Source organism: Lysinibacillus sp. FSL K6-3209 (genome assembly GCF_037976175.1).
In the GTDB taxonomy this organism is placed as follows: Bacteria; Bacillota; Bacilli; order Bacillales_A; family Planococcaceae; genus Lysinibacillus; species Lysinibacillus sphaericus_D.
Genome location: NZ_CP150264.1, coordinates 4480853 through 4500533, shown reverse-complemented (window position 1 = coordinate 4500533; position 19681 = coordinate 4480853). Strand labels below are relative to the sequence as shown.

The following is a 19681-nucleotide window of genomic DNA, read 5'->3' as shown; positions in this document are numbered from 1 at the left end:
CTCTTTTTTGCTATGTCGTTGTTGTCCGCTACGACGGAGCTTTAAGCCGCAACCCTCGCTAACGCGCGCGGAATGCCCGCGTCTTACATTGCGTGCTGTTCTGAGCAGGAGTCACCGTCTCCGCTACCAACAACTAGTGAACACTTTTAATTTTTTATTTATTGCAAAAGCAAGAATAGCTAAGTTCTACATAATAGCAAAAATTTATGAACACCTTTCCTCTGTTCCTTAAATTTAGTTATGTCCCAGCCTCTTTTTTTAATATTTAAAACGGCCTACAAAGCTTTGTAATTCGTCCGCCATATCGAGTAAAGCTTTAGCTGCGGATGTCATCTCCTGCATGGAGGACAATGTTTGTTCAGTTGAAGCGGCAACTTCTTCAGAGGCTGCTGCATTCATTTTAGCATGATCAGTTAGCTCGATTGCCGTTGCAGTAACTTCTTCCACTACAGCCGATATTTCTTGGGCAGATGCAGAGATACCTTCCATTTTCGGTGCAATATTACGTAAACTTTCAGTAATGCTCGCGAATTTTTCACTTGTATCTTCGGATAGCTGTAAACCTTCATGTACATCAGAAGAAGCTTTGACCATCGTTTCCACCGATTTAGCCGTATCTTGTTGAATCCCTGTAATAAGCGAAGAAATTTGCTCAGCAGATTGATGTGATTGCTCGGCTAATTTTCTTACTTCATCCGCTACGACAGCAAAACCTTTACCGTGCTCGCCTGCTCTAGCAGCCTCAATGGCAGCATTTAATGCTAGTAAATTCGTTTGGTCTGAAATCGCACTAATGATTTCTAATATTGAACCAATTTCTTTTGTACGATCATAAAGGGACTTAATCATTCTGTCTGATTGTGTCACGGATTCATTAATTGATATCATTTGATTTACAGTACGTTGTACAGATTGACCACCTTCTTCGGCTTGCACAATCGCGTGGTTAGAAAGGTCTGTCACTTGCATTGCGCTATCTGCTACTTCAACGATTCCTTGGGCAATTTCTTCAATAGAGATAGCATTTTGGTCGATACCTGTTGTCTGTCTTTCTGCACTAATCGCTACTTGTTGCATCGCTTGTGAAACCTGCTCTGAAGAAGCAATATTTTGCTCTGCATGGGCAGATAATCCTTGTGCGGATTCTTGCACATGTTGGACGCTGCGGTCAACATTGCGAATAAGGTTTTTCAAGTTCACCTTCATTGAAATAAATGCTTCACTAAGTAAGCCAATTTCATCCTTAGAGTGAATTTCGATAAATTCCGTTAAATCGCCTTCACTAATTTTTAAAGCACTATGTTTTAGTCGATTAATTGGATTTACGACAGATCGGATCATGACCAGCATAAACAACACACCCACAACAATGGACACCGCAATAATAATTAAGTTCATATTAAAGGTTGAAGCGGCCGCCTTTGTTGCTTCGGCTGAGAACATTGTGCCGACTAGCTTCCAACCCGTTAGTTCATTTGTGATAAATTGGAGCTGTCGATCAGCTTCTATAATTGTGCCACTATCCTGTTCATAAATTTTAGAGATATAACTTTCAGTAGCTTCGGAACCACTTTCTTTTCCACGTTGAGAAATATAGAGTTTGTTGTCATCTAATAGTGAGGCAAAGCCTGTTTTTCCAATACGAATATCATTCGTAATGGCACTTAATGTAGATATATTGAGATCTAGTCCGATGACTCCAGAATTATCTGGCAATGCTTGTGTAATTGTAATAACCATGTCACCAGTACCTTGTGAAATATAAGGTGCTGTAATCGCTACCTGCCCTTTGTTGTTTACTGCTTGTGTATACCATGGTCTTGTTCGTGGGTCAAAGTCGTTTTGGTATTGTTGAGCGGGCTCATCGAGAATTTTGCCTTCACTTGTCCCAAAATAGACAAGTTCAATCTCTGGATGCATATTTACGTACTCTTTAAATAGTGATTTAAGCTCTGGCACTTTACTTTCTTGTAAGTAAGATTGATTAAGTTTCTTAGTAAAATATTGAATGTCTTCAATCTTTGGCTTAATGGTACTGGTAATATTCGTATTAAGCATTCGAATACTTTCAGTTGTACTTGTTTGTTGTTCCTTAGAAATTTGCTTCTCTGCGCTTTGGTAAGAAATGATACCGATTAATAATGTTGGAATGAGAAGCATTGCTAAGAATGAAAAAATGAGCTTTTTCCGTAAACTTAGTTTTGTCAATTGTATTATCCTCACTAAAAATGTTTTATTGTTCTATACTTTTTCCCAAGAAGGTAAATAATAGACGACTAGCTAATTTTAACAAAAATACAATAAAAGTTAAGTCCTTATCCGTTTTTATTTTTAGATAATTGATCGTATCGAAGAAATCCTCCAACCTTTAAAAAGATTCTTTGTTAAGAGACATAGAAATGTTCTATTTGATGTATACTATTGCTCAGAAGAGGAGGGAATTTGTAATGATTCAACAAATTGGACAAGTAATGTTATATGTAAATGATCAAGATGCAGCTGTCGCGTTTTGGACTGAAAAAATAGGATTTGTAGTAGTAGCTGATAATACGGAAGCAGGGATGCGTTGGATTGAAATTGCTCCGACAAAGGACGCCCAAACGTCATTTGTACTGCACAATAAAGAAGTAATTGCGAAAATGCAACCGGAATTAAATTTAGGGACACCTTCTATTATGTTTTACGCCGATAACATAACTGACATGTATCAAGATTTCCAAACGAAAGGAATTAAAGTCGGGGACTTAGTCATGATGCCAATCGGTAGAGTGTTTAACTTTGCAGATCCTGAAAACAATTACTTCGCTTTAGTGGAAAAATAAAAAAGGGGGCTTTAAATCCCTGATAACTAAAAATCCGTAGGGCTGTCTACGGATTTTTTTTAATCTAATTAGCATAGTAGTTTTATCTTTAGAGGGCTACCGGTCTTAATGAGCGTTACGATGTTAAATCCTCACCATAAATGGATACAGATTGTCGATCAACGACAAACTCTCGACCATCCCATTTTAAAATGTTTTCAACATATCCTAAACCATCAGCATGATATCTGCCCGCAATTTCTTGGTAAGCTAATATTTCATATGTGCCATCGCGATCAAAATCAACAGGGTATAATCCGCTAATAGGGTCAACCCAACCTTCAATCGGTTGCTTTAATGTGCCGTCTCGATTATAAATTTCCCCTAAGTACTCGGGTCCTTTATATTGTAAATCAAGAATATATTTCTTTTTAGGATTAAAACTCCGCACGGATGCTTTATAGTTATTTAGGTAGCTGACTGAGTAAGTTAGTTTATTATTAAATGACTCGGTATCAAATATGGAACGGACTTTGCCGTTTATAGATGAAAAAATTTCACCGTTAATAATTCCACCACTACCACCAGTATCAGAAATCACCATAATATCTTCTATATGATCTCCAGTAAAATCTCCTAGAAAAATGGTAGGACTATAGCCAACGTTTTCTTTCAGCCCGATTTGTTCGAATTGCCGTGTCTGCCCGTAAAAGATGACAAGTGTAATGTTTTTCCAGAGCGGGCTATCGGGTGTTTTAGTACCCATTAAAAATACAGTTTCAAAAAAACCATCACCATTAATATCTCCAAATTTTGTTTGAATAATTTGAGGAGCCATTTGTGTCATGTTTATAGTACTTGGAGATGAATTTAAATTATTGTTCATTTATACACCTCTTTCTTAGTGTTAGCATATGTTTTGAATACAGCTTGGTGCATAAAATAAGTTGTGAAATAAAAGAGGGCAATAATTCCTATAATACTTACTAAAAAACTTGTGATTAGCCCATTGACAATTAACTATGTTGAAAGTATTATAATGTCAATGAATCAGAAAATTCAGTACCACAAGTTATCTCACTACTTAATGTAGGTAGAGATTTTTTTAAACCGTTAATTCTTAGTAAATATATATGTTTTATATAATTTGGGAAGAAGGAGATTTTTGTGAAAGAGTTATTTATAAAAACGGAGCGTCAGCGTTACTGGCTAGAGCAGTTGGCTTCTATTGCAGAGCCAATCAAATCGGAGGCTGTAGAAGTCGACGAACAGTCGCAGTTTCCATTTGAGGCATATAAGCTACTATTGCAAATTGGCTATCCAAAACTAACTTTACCGAAACAATATGGAGGAGAAGGATTATCTGTTTACGATATGATTCTCGTTCAAGAAACATTAGCTAGTTACGATGAAAACGCCTCTCTTTCACTTGGATGGACATTAGGAGTTGTTGGCGAAATATATGACAAAAAGCTATGGACTGAGGATCTACTCCAAAATTTCGCACAGAAAGTACAACAAGGTGCCATTATCAATCGAGCGGTCAGTGAATTAGCAACTGGTAGTCCAACGCGAGGTGGCCGTCCAGGAACAAATGCCGTATTGACAGCGAATGGCTGGTTATTAAACGGCCGTAAAATATTTACGACTGCATCACCCGTACTCGATTATTTTTTAACGTCTGCTTGGATTGAAGAAAAAGGGCAAATTGGCTTTTTCCTCATTCATAAAGATGTAGCAGGGCTATCAATTGAAGAAAACTGGCAAATGTCAGCGATGCGTGGCACAAGCAGTCATGATTTAGTATTACAGGACGTAGTGGTTCCTGCACATCATTTAGTAGAATTGCCGAGTCATCCGAGTGGTGGCAAGATTAATGGCTGGATTTTGCACATCCCTGCAACTTACTTAGGGATTGCACAGGCAGCGAGAGATTACGCTTTACATTTTGCTAATCATCATCAACCAAACAGTTTAAATGCCCCGATTAGCACATTACCAAATGTACAGCAGTTATTAGGCGACATTGAATTAAAGCTACATCAGGCACGTTTTGTCCTTTATGGCGTCGCCGAGGCTTATGATGATCCAACTAGACGCCATACTTTAACGAATGAAATGGCGGTTGCCAAGCATACGGTGACAAATATTGCGATTGATGTCGTGGATAAGGCGATGCGCGTTGTTGGAGCAAAAAGTTTACAGCTTACAAACCCGCTACAACGCTATTATCGTAATGTTCGTGCAGGATTACATAATCCACCAATGGATGATATGACGATACTGAAATTAGCGACAGCTGCCATTGAGCAACAAAAATTATCTGAACAGTAATCATACAATCACTTGAGATGAAGGAGAAATGACATATGTTTAAACAAAAGAAAAAATTATTTCAAATTGCAGCAGTTGGGTTGGCTTCTCTTGCTATATTAGCGGGATGCAGTTCGGGGGAAGCTTCTAAAAATGAAACAGAAGATGGGGTTAAAGTACGTACTGTGAAGGTAGCATACGATCAAGCTTCTAAGCCGATTAGCTATATTGACGATAAAGGTAATCCGACAGGCTACGACGTGGAAGTAATGAAGCTAGTAGATGAACTATTACCTGAATATAAGTTCGAATATGTTGGAACTACAAGTGATGATTTATTAATCGGTGTAGAGCAAGGGAAGTACCAAGTTGGGGTGAAAAATGCATTCTTCACGCAGGAACGTACAGAGAAATTCATTTTCCCTAAAGAATTTTTAGGATTAAGTAGTGCAGGTTTAGTGCTACGCAAAGAAGATGAAGGGATTAAAACATTAGCGGATTTTGCGTCAAAAGGCTATTCATTAGCGCCGATTGCTGCTAACAATGCCCAGTATACAATTATTGATGAGTACAACAAAGCAAATCCTAACAACAAAGTAAAATTACAAGCAGGAGATGCCTTTACTGTCGATGTTGTGCAATGGGTAAATGAAGGGCGCGTTGATGGTGGTGTCATGATTGAAGGTCCATTTAAGCAGCAAGTATTAGCGGACGATGGCGCTTATCATAATTTGAAGGATGAGGTTGTTTATAACGAATTTGCAGTGATTAAAACATGGCCACTGTTCAATAAAAAAGAACAAGAATTTGCGGATGCTTATGATAAAGCGATTGCCCAAATTAAAGAACAAAAGAAAACAAGTGAATTAAGTAAAGAGTTTTATGGCCGTGATTTATTTGAAGTGTTAGAAAACGTAAATCGATAATGTTTAAAAGGCTGCCTGAGTCAAGTTACTCAGCAGTCTTTCTTAATAAACGGAGAGCGAAGGCGTTGAAATTTAGCTGCCTTTAGTGAAGACATTGATAAAGTTGGTGAGGAAATGGAGAAGTATTTTGATGCATCGTACATTTGGAACGCTATTCCCTTATTATTGCCGTTTTTAAAAGTAACCTTTTTAGTTGCAGGGTCTTCCATTGTACTAGGTATATTCTTCGGCTTATTATTAGCCGCTGCAAAGTTAAGTTCAATGAAGGTATTACAAAAAATGGCGAATTTATATACAACTATTATGCGTTGTACGCCATCAATTGTTCTATTATTCCTTGTTTATTATGGGGTACCTGCATTAGCAGAAAACATCGGTTTAAATCTTCATGCGATAGAGACAGCCTTCTTCGTCGTCGTGACATTTACATTGCAGTTTGCAGCAATTATGTCTGAAGTGATTAGGTCCTCCTATTTGGCGATTAATAAGGGACAGTTTGAAGCGGCAGTTAGTGTAGGATTAACGCCTTTCCAAGCTTATCGCCGCATTATTTTCCCTCAAGCGCTTGTGATTGCATTACCGAACTTCGGAAATGCCATGATTGCGCTATTACAAGAAGGAGCATTGGCTTACACAATTGGGCTAATTGATATTGTGGGCAAGGCCAATTTAATTATTGCAAGTAATATTAATGCCCATGCACTGGAAATCTATATCGCGCTTGCGATTGTTTATTGGGTACTATCAATTGTGATTGAAAAATTCTTTGCTATGTTAGAAAAGTTTTTTGGCAAGGGGAAAAGAACGTTAGAAACAACGTAAGGAGGCGTAATGATGAACTACCAATTTTTAGTTGATACCTTTTTTGTAGCATTATCGGGTGTACCGATCGCACTCCTTGTAACGGTTGTTGCTTTACTCGTTGCCCTTCCACTTGGTTTTTTATTAGCGCTAACACGCATTAATAAAATTCCGGTCATCCATCATCTAGCAAAGATTTATGTATCCTTTGTTCGAGGTACGCCAATTATTATTCAGATTTTTATTATTTATAGTAGTATTCCACTTATCTTAAAAATGGTTTTTGAAAAATATCATATTACCTATGACATTTATAAAATCAATCCAATTTGGTATGCATTTATCGTGTTTGCTTTTAGTACAACAGCTATTTTAATAGAGGTATTCCGTTCGGCACTCGGTACCATTGAAAAGGGTCAGCTAGAGGCGGCACATGCAGTAGGTTTAACGACATTTCAAGCTTATCGCCGAATTATTATTCCACAAGCATTAGTAGTGGCGATGCCGAATATTTGTACAGCAACAGTAAACCTAATAAAAGCGACATCATTGGGATATGCGATGTCCTTACCAGAAATTACATTGAAGGCAAAAGTTGCTGCAAATGTCGGCTACAATTATGTGGAAGCATATCTTGATATATTCATCGTGTATTTAATTTTATGCAGTACGGTTGAATACTTGTTTAAGCGATACGAGCAACATTTGAGCAAATACAAAGTGGCAAATGCCTAAGGGGTGAATCATCATGTTAAAAATCAAAAATATTCATAAATCATTTGGCGATAATGAAATTTTAAAAGGTGTAGATTTATCGATTGATAAAGGTGATGTAGTTGTGATTTTAGGCCCGAGTGGCTCAGGTAAAACGACTTTATTGCGTTGCATTAACTTTTTAGAAAAGGCCGACCAAGGGCATGCGACATTCGGTACAATCGATGTTGATTTTCAAAATGTCAAAAAGAAGGACGTCCATGCTATTCGTCAACGTGTTGCGTTTGTCTTTCAAAATTATAATCTTTTTACGAATAAAACAGCTTTAGAAAATGTGACAGAAGGACTTGTTATTGGCAGAAAAATAGCAAAGGCCGAAGCGATTGAAATTGGTAAAAAAGCGCTTGATAAAGTAGGGCTGTCAGAAAAATATGATGCTTATCCAAGTCAGTTATCTGGCGGTCAACAGCAGCGTGTTGGTATTGCCCGTGCAGTGGCCTTGAACCCAGATATTATTTTATTCGATGAGCCGACTTCTGCACTTGACCCAGAACTAGTGGGAGAAGTATTGACGGTTATGAAGAACATTGCGAAAGAGGGCACGACAATGCTTGTTGTAACGCATGAGATGGGCTTTGCAAAGGATGTGGCTAACCGCGTTATTTTTATGGATGGTGGGGTTGTTGTCGAAGAAGGAAGCCCACATGATATATTCGTTAGCCCGAAAGAAGAGCGGACGAAAAAGTTTTTAAAGCGCGTGATACCAGAGGATTATACATTTTATATTTAAGGTTTCATTGGAACTAATGAAACGTTTTTAGTGGTAGGGATGTAGCGCTAGTTGTTGTAATATCTTTATTCTGACCGATGATTTTCGTTTTTATTTGTCATTACACACTATAAAATTTATACTTTTACTTGAAAAAAGAGATTCAATTCTTGTAGGTATAACAAGGAGTTAAGCAACAGTTTCATTCGGAAAGTTTTTGAGAACTTACAGCAAAAGCTAAATTTTCAAAAAGGGGTTTACAACAATGCCACTCACTTTTGCACATCCCGCTGCCGTATTACCGTTCTCAAGAAAAAGTAAGTATATTCATTTTTCTGCAATGGTTATAGGTAGTATGGCGCCAGACTTTGAGTATTTTCTAAGAGGCCAACCTAAGGGTGAAATAGGTCATACTTTTATGGGGTTTATTACGTTCAATCTACCGTTAGTAGCTTGCATCTACTTTATCTATCATTTCTTTATACACCAAACCTTCGTTCATTATTTGCCTAATATACTACAAGATACTTATACAAATAGAGTAGATTCCAATAAATTGTTGAAATTAGTCGTGTTTATTTATTCTGCCTTGTTTGGCATGCTTACTCATGTCGTATGGGATTCCTTTACACATATAAATGGTTATATGGTGCTTACATTCCCTACAGTATTTACTAAAATCTATCATATTTATGGTTTTGACCTACCTTTGTATAAGTTTTTGCAACATGGTAGTACATTACTGGGATTCATTTTGATATTTGGTTATATGTATTTCAGAGCATTACCTCAGAGACATAGAAATGCTACTGTTGGTGTTACACATAAAATTATTTATTGGTCATCTTTATTCATAATGACATCTTTCGTGGTGCTTATTTGGTATGCCATAGACTATGTGCCATTTTTCAATTATGGCATTCTTGTTGTAAGAATGATTGATTCTTTTTTTATTAGTTTATTCGTCATATCAATCTACTTAAAATATTGGCTAAAAAGGTAAAGTACTGAGATTTATCTTTAAAGAGACTGTTCTGATAAATGGGACAGTCTTTTTTCGTTGCTGATTTTTGAGCGCTGTTTGTTGAAAAGAGGATGAACAAGTAGATTTTCGCTAGATAATGTATGAAATTTCAATTTTTTATTAAACAGAATTATCAAAAAATATTGACATTTAAGTTTTCTTTTTTTATATTTTTACTAATATATTTCCGTTTATCGGAATTAATTTCCGTATAGTGGAAAGATATATAGTGGGTTTTATTTGTAACAAGTTGCTACTTTAAGATTTTGACTACGAATGCAAAGGGGAGAGAGGATGGCAAATCTACAAGAGAATCAGAATATTGAAGAGCCGAAAATCAAGGGGATTAATGCGTTTGTTTTAATGTTTATTATTATTTTAGTTATGAGTGTCCTTACGTATATTATTCCAGCTGGTCAGTATGATCGAGTTGAGATAAACGGACGTATGGTTGTAGACCCTGAATCATTTCACTATATAGATTCGAGTCCAGTCGGTTTCCTTGAAATATTCAATAGTGTCCATTTAGGGATGCTAGAAGGCGCTTCTATTATTTTATTTGTTTTTTTATTTGGGGGCGCACTTGGTATTATGCAAAAGACGGGAGCAATTGATTCATTTATTAAAGTAATGGCTTCTAAGTTTGGTAAGAAGGAGTACGTGTTAATTCCGATTCTCATATTAATCTTTGCTAGTTTAGGAACATTAATCGGTTCAGCAGAGGATACACTTGTATATATTGCCATCATTATTCCATTAACGATGGCTCTTGGAATGGACGCCATTACAGGATTTGCAATTGTCATGCTAGGGACATTAGCAACTGGTTTTACATCTGGCATTACCAATCCATTTAACATCGGCGTTGCTCAAACGATAGCTGAATTGCCAATGTATTCAGGCATGTCTTATCGTATTATTGTATTTGTTGTTTTTTATCTTTTAACAGTAATTTATATTATTCGGCACGCAAAAAAAGTGAAAGAAGATCCAGCGAAGGGAATCTACGGAAAGTTTAAGAGAGAAGATACTGTGGAACTATCTTTAGACTTTAAAATGAGTGGTCGTCATTTATTGGCTTTGCTTGTGTTGTTAGCGAATTTTGTTGCATTAATTGTCGGGGTTATTAAGTTTCAATGGTATATCAGTGAAATTGGTGGCGTATTCTTATTAAGCAGCATTATTATGTCGGTAATTTGTAAAATGAGTCCAAATCAAATGGCTGAAGGCTTTATTTCAGGAGCTAGAGATATGGTGGAGGGCGCTTTAATTATTGGCTTTGCTCAAACAATCCTCGTTATTACGACATCGGGTGGCTTAATTGATACAATTTTACATTTTGTAGCGAATGCAGTCAGTGTATTACCTGCTTCAATTAATGCAGTAGGTATGTTCTTACTACAACTGTGTTTAAATTTCTTAGTGCCATCAGGTAGTGGACAAGCTGCTTTAACAATGCCCATTATGACACCGTTAGCTGATTTAATTGGCGTAACAAGACAGACAGCCGTATTGGCTTTCCAGTTTGGAGATGGTATTTCAAATATGGTGATTCCTACAAGTGGTGTTTTGTTAGCAGGTTTAGCAATCGCAGGTATTCCATTTTCCAAATGGTTTAAATGGGTTTTCCCATACTTCGTTATTCAAACGACGTTAGCCATTATGTTATTAGTTATTGCGCACGTTATGAATTACGGCCCGTTTTAATTTAGAGAATGATAGGAGGATTTACAAATGATAAAAACAAAAGATTTACATCAACAGGTCATTGCTTGGAGACAGCACTTACATATGTATCCTGAATTATCACATCAAGAGCATCAAACAGCACAGTATATTTATGAGCAATTAATAACATTCCCGCATTTAGAAGTAAAACGCTTAACAGAAACAAGTGTCTATGCATGCTTAAAAGGGATGAAGACGGAGGGGCATGGTTATACGATTTTATTGCGTGCAGATATTGATGCATTGCCAATTGAAGAAGAAACTGATTTGCCATTTAAATCAAAAAATCCAGGTGTGATGCATGCTTGTGGACATGATGCACACCCAGCGATGTTATTAGGTGCTGCGAAAGTATTAGCTGAGCGGGGAACAGATTTCAATGGTGAAATCCGTTTTATTTTCCAGCATGCAGAGGAGGTAACGCCAGGAGGAGCTGCTCAACTTGTATCATTAGGTGTTGCGGATAATGTAGATTATGCATTTGCATTACATGTAAGCCCTGATTATCAAGTCGGTCAATTTGCCATGAAGGATGGAAAGTTTACGGCAGCTGCAGATGATTTTGAGATAAAGATTTACGGTCGAGGTGGACATGCTTCGACACCAGAGGTTGCAATTGATCCGTTATTGATTGGGTCAGAAATGGTTGTGGCATTGCAAACTATTGTGTCGCGCAAAGTACCAAGCATTCATGCCCCAGTTTTAACGGTAGCAAAATTTCATTGTGGCACAGCCTTAAATATTATTGCGGATACAGCAGAGCTTGGTGGTACAATTCGTTCACTTGATGCGACAGTACGTGTCGAGGCTCGTCATCATTTAGAGAAAATTGTAAAAGGTATAGCGTTGATGCATGGGGCTAGAGTAGATATTAAATGGGAGCTTGGTTGTCCTTCTGTGACCAACGACAAGGAGCTTACAGCTTTATCGCGTCAAATAGCGGGGGATATTGTAGGCGCAGAAGGTGTACAGGAATTACCTGCACCAATGTTTGGAACAGAAGATTTTGCCGATTTTTCAGAGATTGTTCCTTCTTCAATGCAGTATATAGGGGTGCATAATGAGGATTTTGGTGAAGCCTATCCTTTGCATCACCCTCGCTTTAAAATTGATGAGGATGCCTTGATTTATGGTGTTCGCTATTTTGAAAAAATCGCACGGACATTATGCCCTTAAAACCATCACCAGTGTGGGTGGGTGTTTGAGTGTATTGGTGTAAAGTATCTAGTAGTTAATTGGAGTGAAGTATGGAGACGCCCGCGGAAAGCGCCCGCAGCGGAAATCAACGGCAGTAACTATCTACAAAAATAAACACCCACCTTATGCAGGCGGGTGTTTATCGTTGTTATCGCTTATTATTTTGTATAGTTATCAAAATAACCTTGAATATAAATCATTGGTGTTCCTTTATCGCCTGAGCCTGAAGTTAGGTCAGAAAGAGAACCGATTAAGTCTGTTAATTTACGAGGTGTTGTACCTTGAGCAGCCATTTGACCAGTTAAATCTTCGTCTTTATTTTGAATATATTCAGAGATAGCTGTTTTTAATTCTTCTCCGCGAAGATCAGCAAAATCATTATCTGCTAAATATTTTAATTTTACTTCATTCGGTGTACCGTCTAAGCCTGCAGTGTAGGCAGGTGAAACAACAGGGTCAGCAAGCTCCCAAATTTTACCTACTGGATCTTTGAATGCACCATCTCCATAAACCATTACCTCTACTGTTTTACCAGTAGCTTCTTTGATTTTTGCTTGGATGCCATCAACGATTGGTTGGCACGTATGTGGGAATAGTTTTACACTTTCCTCAGTTGCTTTGTTTGAACCAAGTAGACCGTATTCTGCATTAAAGCCAGAACCATTAATAGATTCAGCTAAAATATTATCTAACGAAAATACCTTTTCAGCACCATTCGTTGTTAAAATACGTTTTGTACGGAAGCGAGTGTGAATATCGCAAGTTAGTACACTTTTTGTATAGGCTAAAATTGTTTTTGGATTGTTTGAGAAGATGACTTCACAAGCTGCACCTTCAGCTTCGATTAATTCTTTGTAGTATTCAATATAATCTACACCTGTAAATGTGTGTTTTTTATAGCCGAAATGCTCGCGGAACTCAGCTTCTGTTAAGGTATCAGTCCAAGGATTAATACCTTTAACATCTAGTTCGTCGATATCAACTAAGTGGTTGCCAACTTCATCCGATGGGTAGCTTAGCATTAAAACGACTTTTTTAACCCCTTTCGCAATACCACGTAAGCAGTTTGCAAAGCGATTACGGCTTAAAATTGGGAAGATCACACCAACCGTATCATCACCAAACTTAGCTGCTACATCCGTTGCAATGTCATCGATTGATGCATAGTTACCTTGTGCACGTGCTACAACAGATTCTGTTACTGTCACAATATCTCGATCCTCAATTGAATAGCCTTCCACTTTAGCAGCGTTTAGCACTGTATCGACAACGATTTGTTCGATGTTATCGCCTTCGTTAATAATCGGACCACGAAGACCCCTTACCACTGTTCCAACTACACGTTCCAAAATAATCTCTCCTTATAAATAGCTATATGTTAATTTTTAATGAGATGAATAAAACCAATATGATTTTACTATACGCTCAGTTAATGATATAAGTAAAATTAATAGTTTAAATAATAGCTATAAGGAGAGCTTATATGATAGGGAAATTAGATTTATATCGTGTTTTTAGTATCGTTGCAAAAAATAGTAGCTTTTCTAGGGCGGCTAAAGATTTATTTATGACACAACCCGCAGTTAGCCAAGCCATGATGCAGCTCGAAGGGGAGCTAGGCACTAGACTCTTCAACCGAACACCAAAGGGCGTCACATTAACGACAGAAGGAAAGTTGCTATTTGAATATACTAATTCGGCATTAGGTCTTTTAGATGCTGGGGAAGAAAAGCTACTAGAATTTAAAAATTTAACGACAGGCCAATTGAAAATAGGGGTAGGAGATACAATTTCACGCTTCTTTTTAATGCCATATCTTGAGTCTTTTCATACGATGTATCCAAATATAAAATTGCAAATGTTAAATGGCACTACTTCAGAAATATGTAACTTTATAAAATCTGGTGAGGCTGATGTCGGGCTTTGCAATTTCCCAATAGAAGATGTCAGTTTACAATTAACCGCGTGCACGGAAGTTCAAGATATTTTCGTCTGTGGAGAGAAATATAAAACGCTCAAGTCAAAGAGCTTAAGTTTTGCGGATTTATTAAAGTTCCCCCTTATTTTTCTTGAGAAGAAATCGAACTCGAGAAACTATGTTGAAACTTATTTAATGTCAAAAGGTATTCAAATTGCACCAGAGTTTGAGCTCGGTTCACATGATTTAGTGCTTGAATTTGCACGTAGTAATTTAGGAATCGCGTGTGTAACAAAGGAATTTTCAAAGGATTATTTACAACGAGGGCTACTTTATGAATTGCCACTTGTAGAAAGCATTCCAAATCGTAGTATTGGGATGTGTTATTTAAAAAGTGTTCCATTGTCCCGTGCTGCTACAAAATTTATCGAGATTATTGAACGTAAACAAGCTCGGAAGCAGATAAACCCCCGAACTTTAAAATAAGCTTAGCGACTAGATGATAGCCTGCTAAGCCTTTTTTTATGCTTCGCTTTTCGTTGTAATCAATTCAATCAGTGCATCGACATTTCGTTTGTTTTTCATTGTAGGAGAGTGTAAATAGGAAAATGTCCGGATAAATCGTTGTTCAGCAAGTGGCAAAATAGCAAGATCACCATTTCGAAGGTCGCGCTCAATTACACTGCCAGATAGTAAAGAAAGGCCTAGTCCTTCAATCACACTTTCTTTCACACCTTGGTTGCTACTAATGGTTAAGAGTGATTGCACTTGAAGACCGTTTGTTCTAAATAGATGGTCTAAATAATTACGTGTACCTGAACCAACTTCACGTGCAACCCAATGTTGCCGTTGTAATTGTGGAATCGTGATAGCAGATTGTTGAACAAGGGGGTGGTCGTTTGCGCTAACTATAAATAACTCATCTTCCATAAAAGGTTGAATAATAAGCTCATTGTCATGTGCCTGACCTTCAATAAGCCCTATATCTACTTGTAATAGTTTAGTAAATCGAATAATTTCATCGGTATTGCCAATAATAACTTGTAGCTCTAATTGAGGGAATTTGTGCTGAAGTTTCGACAACATGGCAGGCAATATATTTTCACCAATTGTAAAGCTAGCCCCTATTACGAGCGTGCCTTGAATCGAATGGTGATAAGCTAATATATCTTCCTTCGCTGCCTCAGCAATCGCCATAATTTGTTTGGCACGCTTATATAAAATCTCACCAGTTGGTGTGATTTGCACAGACTTTGGCGAGCGGATAAATAAAGTAGTCTGCAACGCTTGTTCAAGGTTTTTAATATGCAAACTGACACTAGGTTGGGAAATATGGAGAATTTCTGAGACCTTCGTAAAGTTATTGACTTCAACTAATGTAACGAACGTTTTTAACGCATCGTATTGCATCGTATCACCCCTTATTATTAGAAAAATTAATAATTGTAATTATATATATGTATTTTACTGATGATTAACTTTTTTATAAAGTATAATCATCAAGAATGAAAGAAGTGGACAGCATGAATCAACAACAGGGGATAAAGAATTTACTAGCGCCACCATTTATCAAGGGGATTATATTGACATTAGGTCTTGCCTTAGTGGCTAAGTATATTTCGACATTTCCTTTTTTCTCAATATTGGGCCAGCTTGTAATAGCAATCATACTTGGGATGGTATGGCGAGCAACATTTACTGTACCTGATGTCTGGCAAACGGGTATATCTTTTTCGAGTAAAAAACTATTGCGACTAGGTATTATTTTGCTGGGGATGCGCTTGAATTTAGCTGATATTTATCATGCAGGAGCGAGCGTCTTTTTGATTGCCTTTCTCAATTTAGTATTTGCCCTCTTTGTCGTTTACTGGTTAACGAAGGTACTTCATGTCGATAAAAAGCTCGGCATTTTAACGGCTTGTGGAACAGCTATTTGTGGAGCTGCGGCTGTTGTGGCGATTGCCCCTCAAATTAAGGCGAATGAAAAGGAAACCGCTGTAGGTGCAGCGATTGTCGCCTTGCTTGGCACGGTATTTACACTTATTTATACAGTGGTGTATTCACTTATTGGCTTAACACCGACACAATATGGCATTTTTGCAGGAGGTACATTGCATGAAATAGCTCACGTTATTGCAGCAGCGGCCGCAGGTGGCGATGAGGCTGTAGATATGGCGGTCATTGTAAAATTAACACGCGTCGCATTGCTTGTACCAGTAGCGATTGTAATCGGGATTATGTATCAAAGAAGAAACAAAGAACAAGGAAGCAAAGCATTTTCGTTATCTATAATTCCTTGGTTTATTCTTGGTTTTTTAGTTATGAGCGCTATTAATTCGTTAGGAATAGTACCACCAGCAGTTGCACAAAAAGTCGTGAATTGCGCATATATTTTAATTGCTATGGCGATGGCAGGCTTAGGATTAAATGTAGAAATGAAAACATTTAAGCAATTAGGCATTAAAGCCTTTATCGCAGGACTGATTGGTTCGGTTTGTTTATCAATCGTCGGTTATTTCTTAGTAGTAGTGTTTCAATGACTAAGAATTGTTTGAGAATTGTTTGGGTGCCTGACACCAAAGAAAAAACCATGCATATTTTCTAGAAATATGCATGGTTTTTTAGATAGAATCAGAAGATAATTTAAATAGGTTTACAATTTGTTTTTAACGTTGTGCTTCGATGGAAGAAGCCAGCTCAGCAACGACAATTTTACTGCCGATAATTGGGCTGTTCTCAGGTTTTGCGCCTTCAGAGCCAGGTTCAGGACGGTGATGCGCCGCCGCAAAAGCATCGCTATTACGCCAAGCTTGGAAATGCTCTTTCGATTCCCAGTACATATTAACGCTCATTTCGTCATATGTAGGATCATCTGTAGAAATTAATACCTCTACTTTGTGGAAGCCTTCAAACTGTTGCAGAGGACCTGGCTTCGTAAAGTTTGGTGCCATTTTCGCAGCAAAGCCAGGCTTTACTTGAATACGATTTGTAACAATAATCATACTAATACCCCCTAATCATTTTATTGAAGATAGATTAAAGCAAAATCGAATGAATTATCAATGATTATCATTCGCAATCAATGATAAGTGTCCTAGGAAGTCATTGTCAACAAAATTGCAAAGGAAAACGATATTTCGAACGACTGATATTCGACTTTATCTCTATTATAGCTCAACCAGGTAGTTGTAGGCATTCTATAACTATCGTTACCATCTTGTTTTCAAATATACATACCTAGTGTTCTTTTGTAGTGCGTGCTGACATTTAGTTGACATAAATAAATGCTATCATAAAAAATCAACAAGCCAGTGGCGAGGTGAGAAAGTCATGATAAAAATATTAGTGGTAGAAGATGAGTTCGCGATTAGCCAAGTACTGAAGGCTTATTTGCAAAAGGTTGGCTATGAAGTTGTACAATGCTTTATTGGCGGTCAGGCATTGCCGTTGTTTAGGACGCATCAGCCCGATTTAGTGTTATTAGATATTATGTTACCTGAAAAAAACGGTTGGACAATTTTACAAGAAATTCGCAATGAGAGCACTTGTCCAGTCATTATGTTAACGGCTTTAGGCGATGTAAATTACCGCTTAGAAGGGTTCGATCAAGGTGCGGACGATTATATTGCCAAACCATTTATAGCGGACGAAGTTGTTGCACGAGTAAAAGCGGTTTTAAGACGATCTGAAAGCAAGCGAGAAACATCTTTAACGAAGCGATTTGGACAGTTGGAAATTGATATGCAAGCACATCAAGTGTTCCTCGATGGTCAAGAAATTGTGTTAACACCGCGAGATTTATCGGTATTATTATTTTTAGCCGAGCATCCAAATCAAACATTCACTCGTGACCAACTTATTGAACATGTGTGGGGATGGGAATACGAGGGAAGTGATCGGGCTGTCGATTTAGCAGTGAAGCGATTACGGAAGGCACTTACAGACTGGGATGAAGCAGAAGGAGAGATAAAAACATTACGAGGATTGGGGTATCAGTTAAGTGTTCAAAAAAAATAAGCGAATCTCCTTACTTCAATATTGGACGAGCCGTTACTTACTCACGCTTTTTATAGGGCTAGCTATTATCTCTTTTATTTCTGCTAGTTGGATACGTCACACCGCTTTTGAGAATCGACTAGACTTAATGAATTTTATAGCAGAAGAAACCGTTTATCGTTTGTCGGATACAACTGCTCCAACTAATGCCCCCACAGATGGTATACCAGGCTTTATCGGCAATCGTGAACGCTTGAACATGAGGGAAATTGATCCAATCTTGTATGTGGTCGATAGTAAAGGCAATGTTCTGAAGAGTAATCGACCGATGCCACCTGGAAGTAGTACTAATGTTATCAACTTATTAGATGGTGAAGAGGGAACGAAAAAAATCGTTGTGGAAGTTGAAGGAAAAAAGACAGTTCATTATGTGGTGAAAAAGAAAATTGAAAAAGAGAATAAGATTGTTGCATGGGTGCTTGTGTTAGAGAAGAAGGAAAATTTGACGAAAGTACAACAAGCATATGGACAACTCGCCATCATAATTGCAGCACTTGCTATCCTTGGCTGGGGAGCTATTTACTTTTTATCGAAGCGTTTAGTGCGTCCGATTAAACAGGTAGCGGAAGCGGCTAAACAAGTTCAAGAAGGCAATTATACATTTGAGTTACCTCAAAATAGTAAAGAAGAAGAAGTATTCGAACTGGTTACATCTTTTAAGGATATGGCCAATAAATTACAACAACTCGAACGAACGCGAACGGAGCTGTTAGCAGGAGTTACCCATGAGTTAAAAACGCCCGTTACATCTATTAGTGGATTGTTGCAGGCTGTAAGAGATGGCGTTGTAACGGGGGAAGATGCCAAAGAATTTATTCAAATGGCACTTTTAGAAACGACGAAAATGAAAACAATGGTTGGGGATTTATTAGCTTTTAACAGTTTTGCGGTGGATGCGATTCCTGTTAAGCTCGTAACGCTCAATGTCAATCACATTGTACGGGATGCAGTGGCACAGTGGGAAGTGATGGAGAATGAGCAAAATATTAAGATACAGGTGCACTATCTTCCAGAGCCAGTAAATGTGCAAGCTGATGTTGTACGTATACAGCAAATATTCACCAATCTTTTAACTAATGCAAAGCAAGCCATGCAGGCGGGATACGTGACAATTATATTAAGGGAAAATCTTGATTGTGTGATGATTGCTGTACAAGATTCAGGAAACGGAATATCACAAGAAGATCAAGCATTTATTTTCGAACGCTTTTATCGAGGTGAGAATAAAAAATATACCGTTCGAGGTCTAGGCTTAGGGCTTCCATTAAGTAAAATGATGGCTCAATCAATTGGCGGCGATTTACGATTAGTTGAAAGTAACCCTTCTGGAACATGTTTTGAAATAACAGTATTGAAAGCTACTACGCAGTAACGGCGTGGTAGCTTTTTGTTATGCCGTAAGAGTAAGGGTTGGGCAATGTAAAAATTTATTGA

The 19681-nt window shown here is 37.7% G+C and carries 18 protein-coding genes; 13 read left to right on the top strand and 5 right to left on the bottom strand.

The features are described from left to right. Positions 1-258: 258 nt before the first annotated feature. Positions 259-2208, bottom strand: a complete 1950-nt coding sequence (locus tag MHH88_RS21955; RefSeq protein ID WP_339260677.1) for a methyl-accepting chemotaxis protein — start codon at positions 2206-2208, stop codon at positions 259-261. 239 nt (positions 2209-2447) lie between these two features. Between MHH88_RS21955 and MHH88_RS21950 the strand changes: the two genes are divergently transcribed. After that, the gene (locus tag MHH88_RS21950; protein ID WP_069514201.1) at positions 2448-2822 is read left to right on the top strand and encodes a VOC family protein; all 375 of its coding nucleotides are present in this window, start codon (positions 2448-2450) and stop codon (positions 2820-2822) included. Positions 2823-2937: 115 nt separating this feature from the next. On the opposite strand, the gene MHH88_RS21945 is transcribed toward MHH88_RS21950, so the two are convergent. Then, entirely contained in the window at positions 2938-3687 is a 750-nt protein-coding gene (locus tag MHH88_RS21945; protein ID WP_339260674.1) for a hypothetical protein, read from the bottom strand. 281 nt (positions 3688-3968) lie between these two features. Here MHH88_RS21945 and MHH88_RS21940 point away from each other — a divergent pair, with 281 nt between their 5' ends. From MHH88_RS21940 to MHH88_RS21905, 8 genes are all read left to right on the top strand, one after another. After that, positions 3969-5135, top strand: coding sequence for an acyl-CoA dehydrogenase family protein (locus MHH88_RS21940; RefSeq protein WP_339260672.1), 1167 nt, complete (start codon positions 3969-3971; stop codon positions 5133-5135). 35 nt (positions 5136-5170) lie between these two features. Further along, positions 5171-6040 (top strand): transporter substrate-binding domain-containing protein, encoded by an 870-nt coding sequence (locus MHH88_RS21935; RefSeq protein WP_024364439.1) that lies wholly within the window; start codon positions 5171-5173, stop codon positions 6038-6040. A 114-nt stretch (positions 6041-6154) separates the two neighbouring features. Continuing rightward, the gene (locus MHH88_RS21930) at positions 6155-6862 is read left to right on the top strand and encodes an amino acid ABC transporter permease (protein WP_025220872.1); all 708 of its coding nucleotides are present in this window, start codon (positions 6155-6157) and stop codon (positions 6860-6862) included. Positions 6863-6871: 9 nt separating this feature from the next. Beyond that, positions 6872-7576: an amino acid ABC transporter permease gene (locus MHH88_RS21925; RefSeq protein WP_339260669.1), complete on the top strand. Its 705-nt coding sequence runs from the start codon at positions 6872-6874 to the stop codon at positions 7574-7576. A gap of 13 nt (positions 7577-7589) precedes the next feature. Beyond that, positions 7590-8345, top strand: a complete 756-nt coding sequence (locus tag MHH88_RS21920; RefSeq protein ID WP_339260667.1) for an amino acid ABC transporter ATP-binding protein — start codon at positions 7590-7592, stop codon at positions 8343-8345. A 244-nt stretch (positions 8346-8589) separates the two neighbouring features. Next, the gene (locus MHH88_RS21915; RefSeq protein ID WP_339260665.1) at positions 8590-9327 is read left to right on the top strand and encodes a DUF4184 family protein; all 738 of its coding nucleotides are present in this window, start codon (positions 8590-8592) and stop codon (positions 9325-9327) included. A 315-nt stretch (positions 9328-9642) separates the two neighbouring features. Beyond that, on the top strand, positions 9643-11055 hold the full coding sequence (locus tag MHH88_RS21910) for a C4-dicarboxylate ABC transporter permease (protein ID WP_339260663.1): 1413 nt from the start codon (positions 9643-9645) through the stop codon (positions 11053-11055). Between the two features lie 27 nt (positions 11056-11082). After that, positions 11083-12252 (top strand): amidohydrolase, encoded by a 1170-nt coding sequence (locus tag MHH88_RS21905; protein ID WP_339260661.1) that lies wholly within the window; start codon positions 11083-11085, stop codon positions 12250-12252. A gap of 179 nt (positions 12253-12431) precedes the next feature. Here the strand turns inward: MHH88_RS21905 and MHH88_RS21900 are convergent, their stop codons facing one another. Continuing rightward, a complete protein-coding gene (locus tag MHH88_RS21900) occupies positions 12432-13622 on the bottom strand; it encodes a coenzyme F420-0:L-glutamate ligase (RefSeq protein WP_025220869.1) in 1191 nt (396 codons plus the stop codon). Between the two features lie 134 nt (positions 13623-13756). Here MHH88_RS21900 and MHH88_RS21895 point away from each other — a divergent pair, with 134 nt between their 5' ends. Next, on the top strand, positions 13757-14677 hold the full coding sequence (locus tag MHH88_RS21895) for a LysR family transcriptional regulator (protein ID WP_069514227.1): 921 nt from the start codon (positions 13757-13759) through the stop codon (positions 14675-14677). Between the two features lie 36 nt (positions 14678-14713). Here MHH88_RS21895 and MHH88_RS21890 read toward each other — a convergent pair whose 3' ends face one another. Further along, entirely contained in the window at positions 14714-15601 is an 888-nt protein-coding gene (locus tag MHH88_RS21890; protein ID WP_339260659.1) for a LysR family transcriptional regulator, read from the bottom strand. Positions 15602-15714: 113 nt separating this feature from the next. Between MHH88_RS21890 and MHH88_RS21885 the strand changes: the two genes are divergently transcribed. Next, complete coding sequence (locus MHH88_RS21885) at positions 15715-16731, top strand: YeiH family protein (protein WP_339260657.1); 1017 nt, start codon at positions 15715-15717, stop codon at positions 16729-16731. A gap of 126 nt (positions 16732-16857) precedes the next feature. On the opposite strand, the gene MHH88_RS21880 is transcribed toward MHH88_RS21885, so the two are convergent. Next, positions 16858-17193, bottom strand: coding sequence for a heme oxygenase (locus MHH88_RS21880; protein ID WP_024364429.1), 336 nt, complete (start codon positions 17191-17193; stop codon positions 16858-16860). 328 nt (positions 17194-17521) lie between these two features. Here MHH88_RS21880 and MHH88_RS21875 point away from each other — a divergent pair, with 328 nt between their 5' ends. Both MHH88_RS21875 and MHH88_RS21870 read left to right on the top strand, forming a co-directional pair. Continuing rightward, positions 17522-18208 (top strand): response regulator transcription factor, encoded by a 687-nt coding sequence (locus MHH88_RS21875; RefSeq protein WP_339260654.1) that lies wholly within the window; start codon positions 17522-17524, stop codon positions 18206-18208. Continuing rightward, the gene (locus MHH88_RS21870; RefSeq protein WP_339260652.1) at positions 18192-19619 is read left to right on the top strand and encodes a HAMP domain-containing sensor histidine kinase; all 1428 of its coding nucleotides are present in this window, start codon (positions 18192-18194) and stop codon (positions 19617-19619) included. Before MHH88_RS21875 ends, MHH88_RS21870 begins: the two co-directional genes overlap by 17 nt. Positions 19620-19681 lie beyond the last annotated feature (62 nt).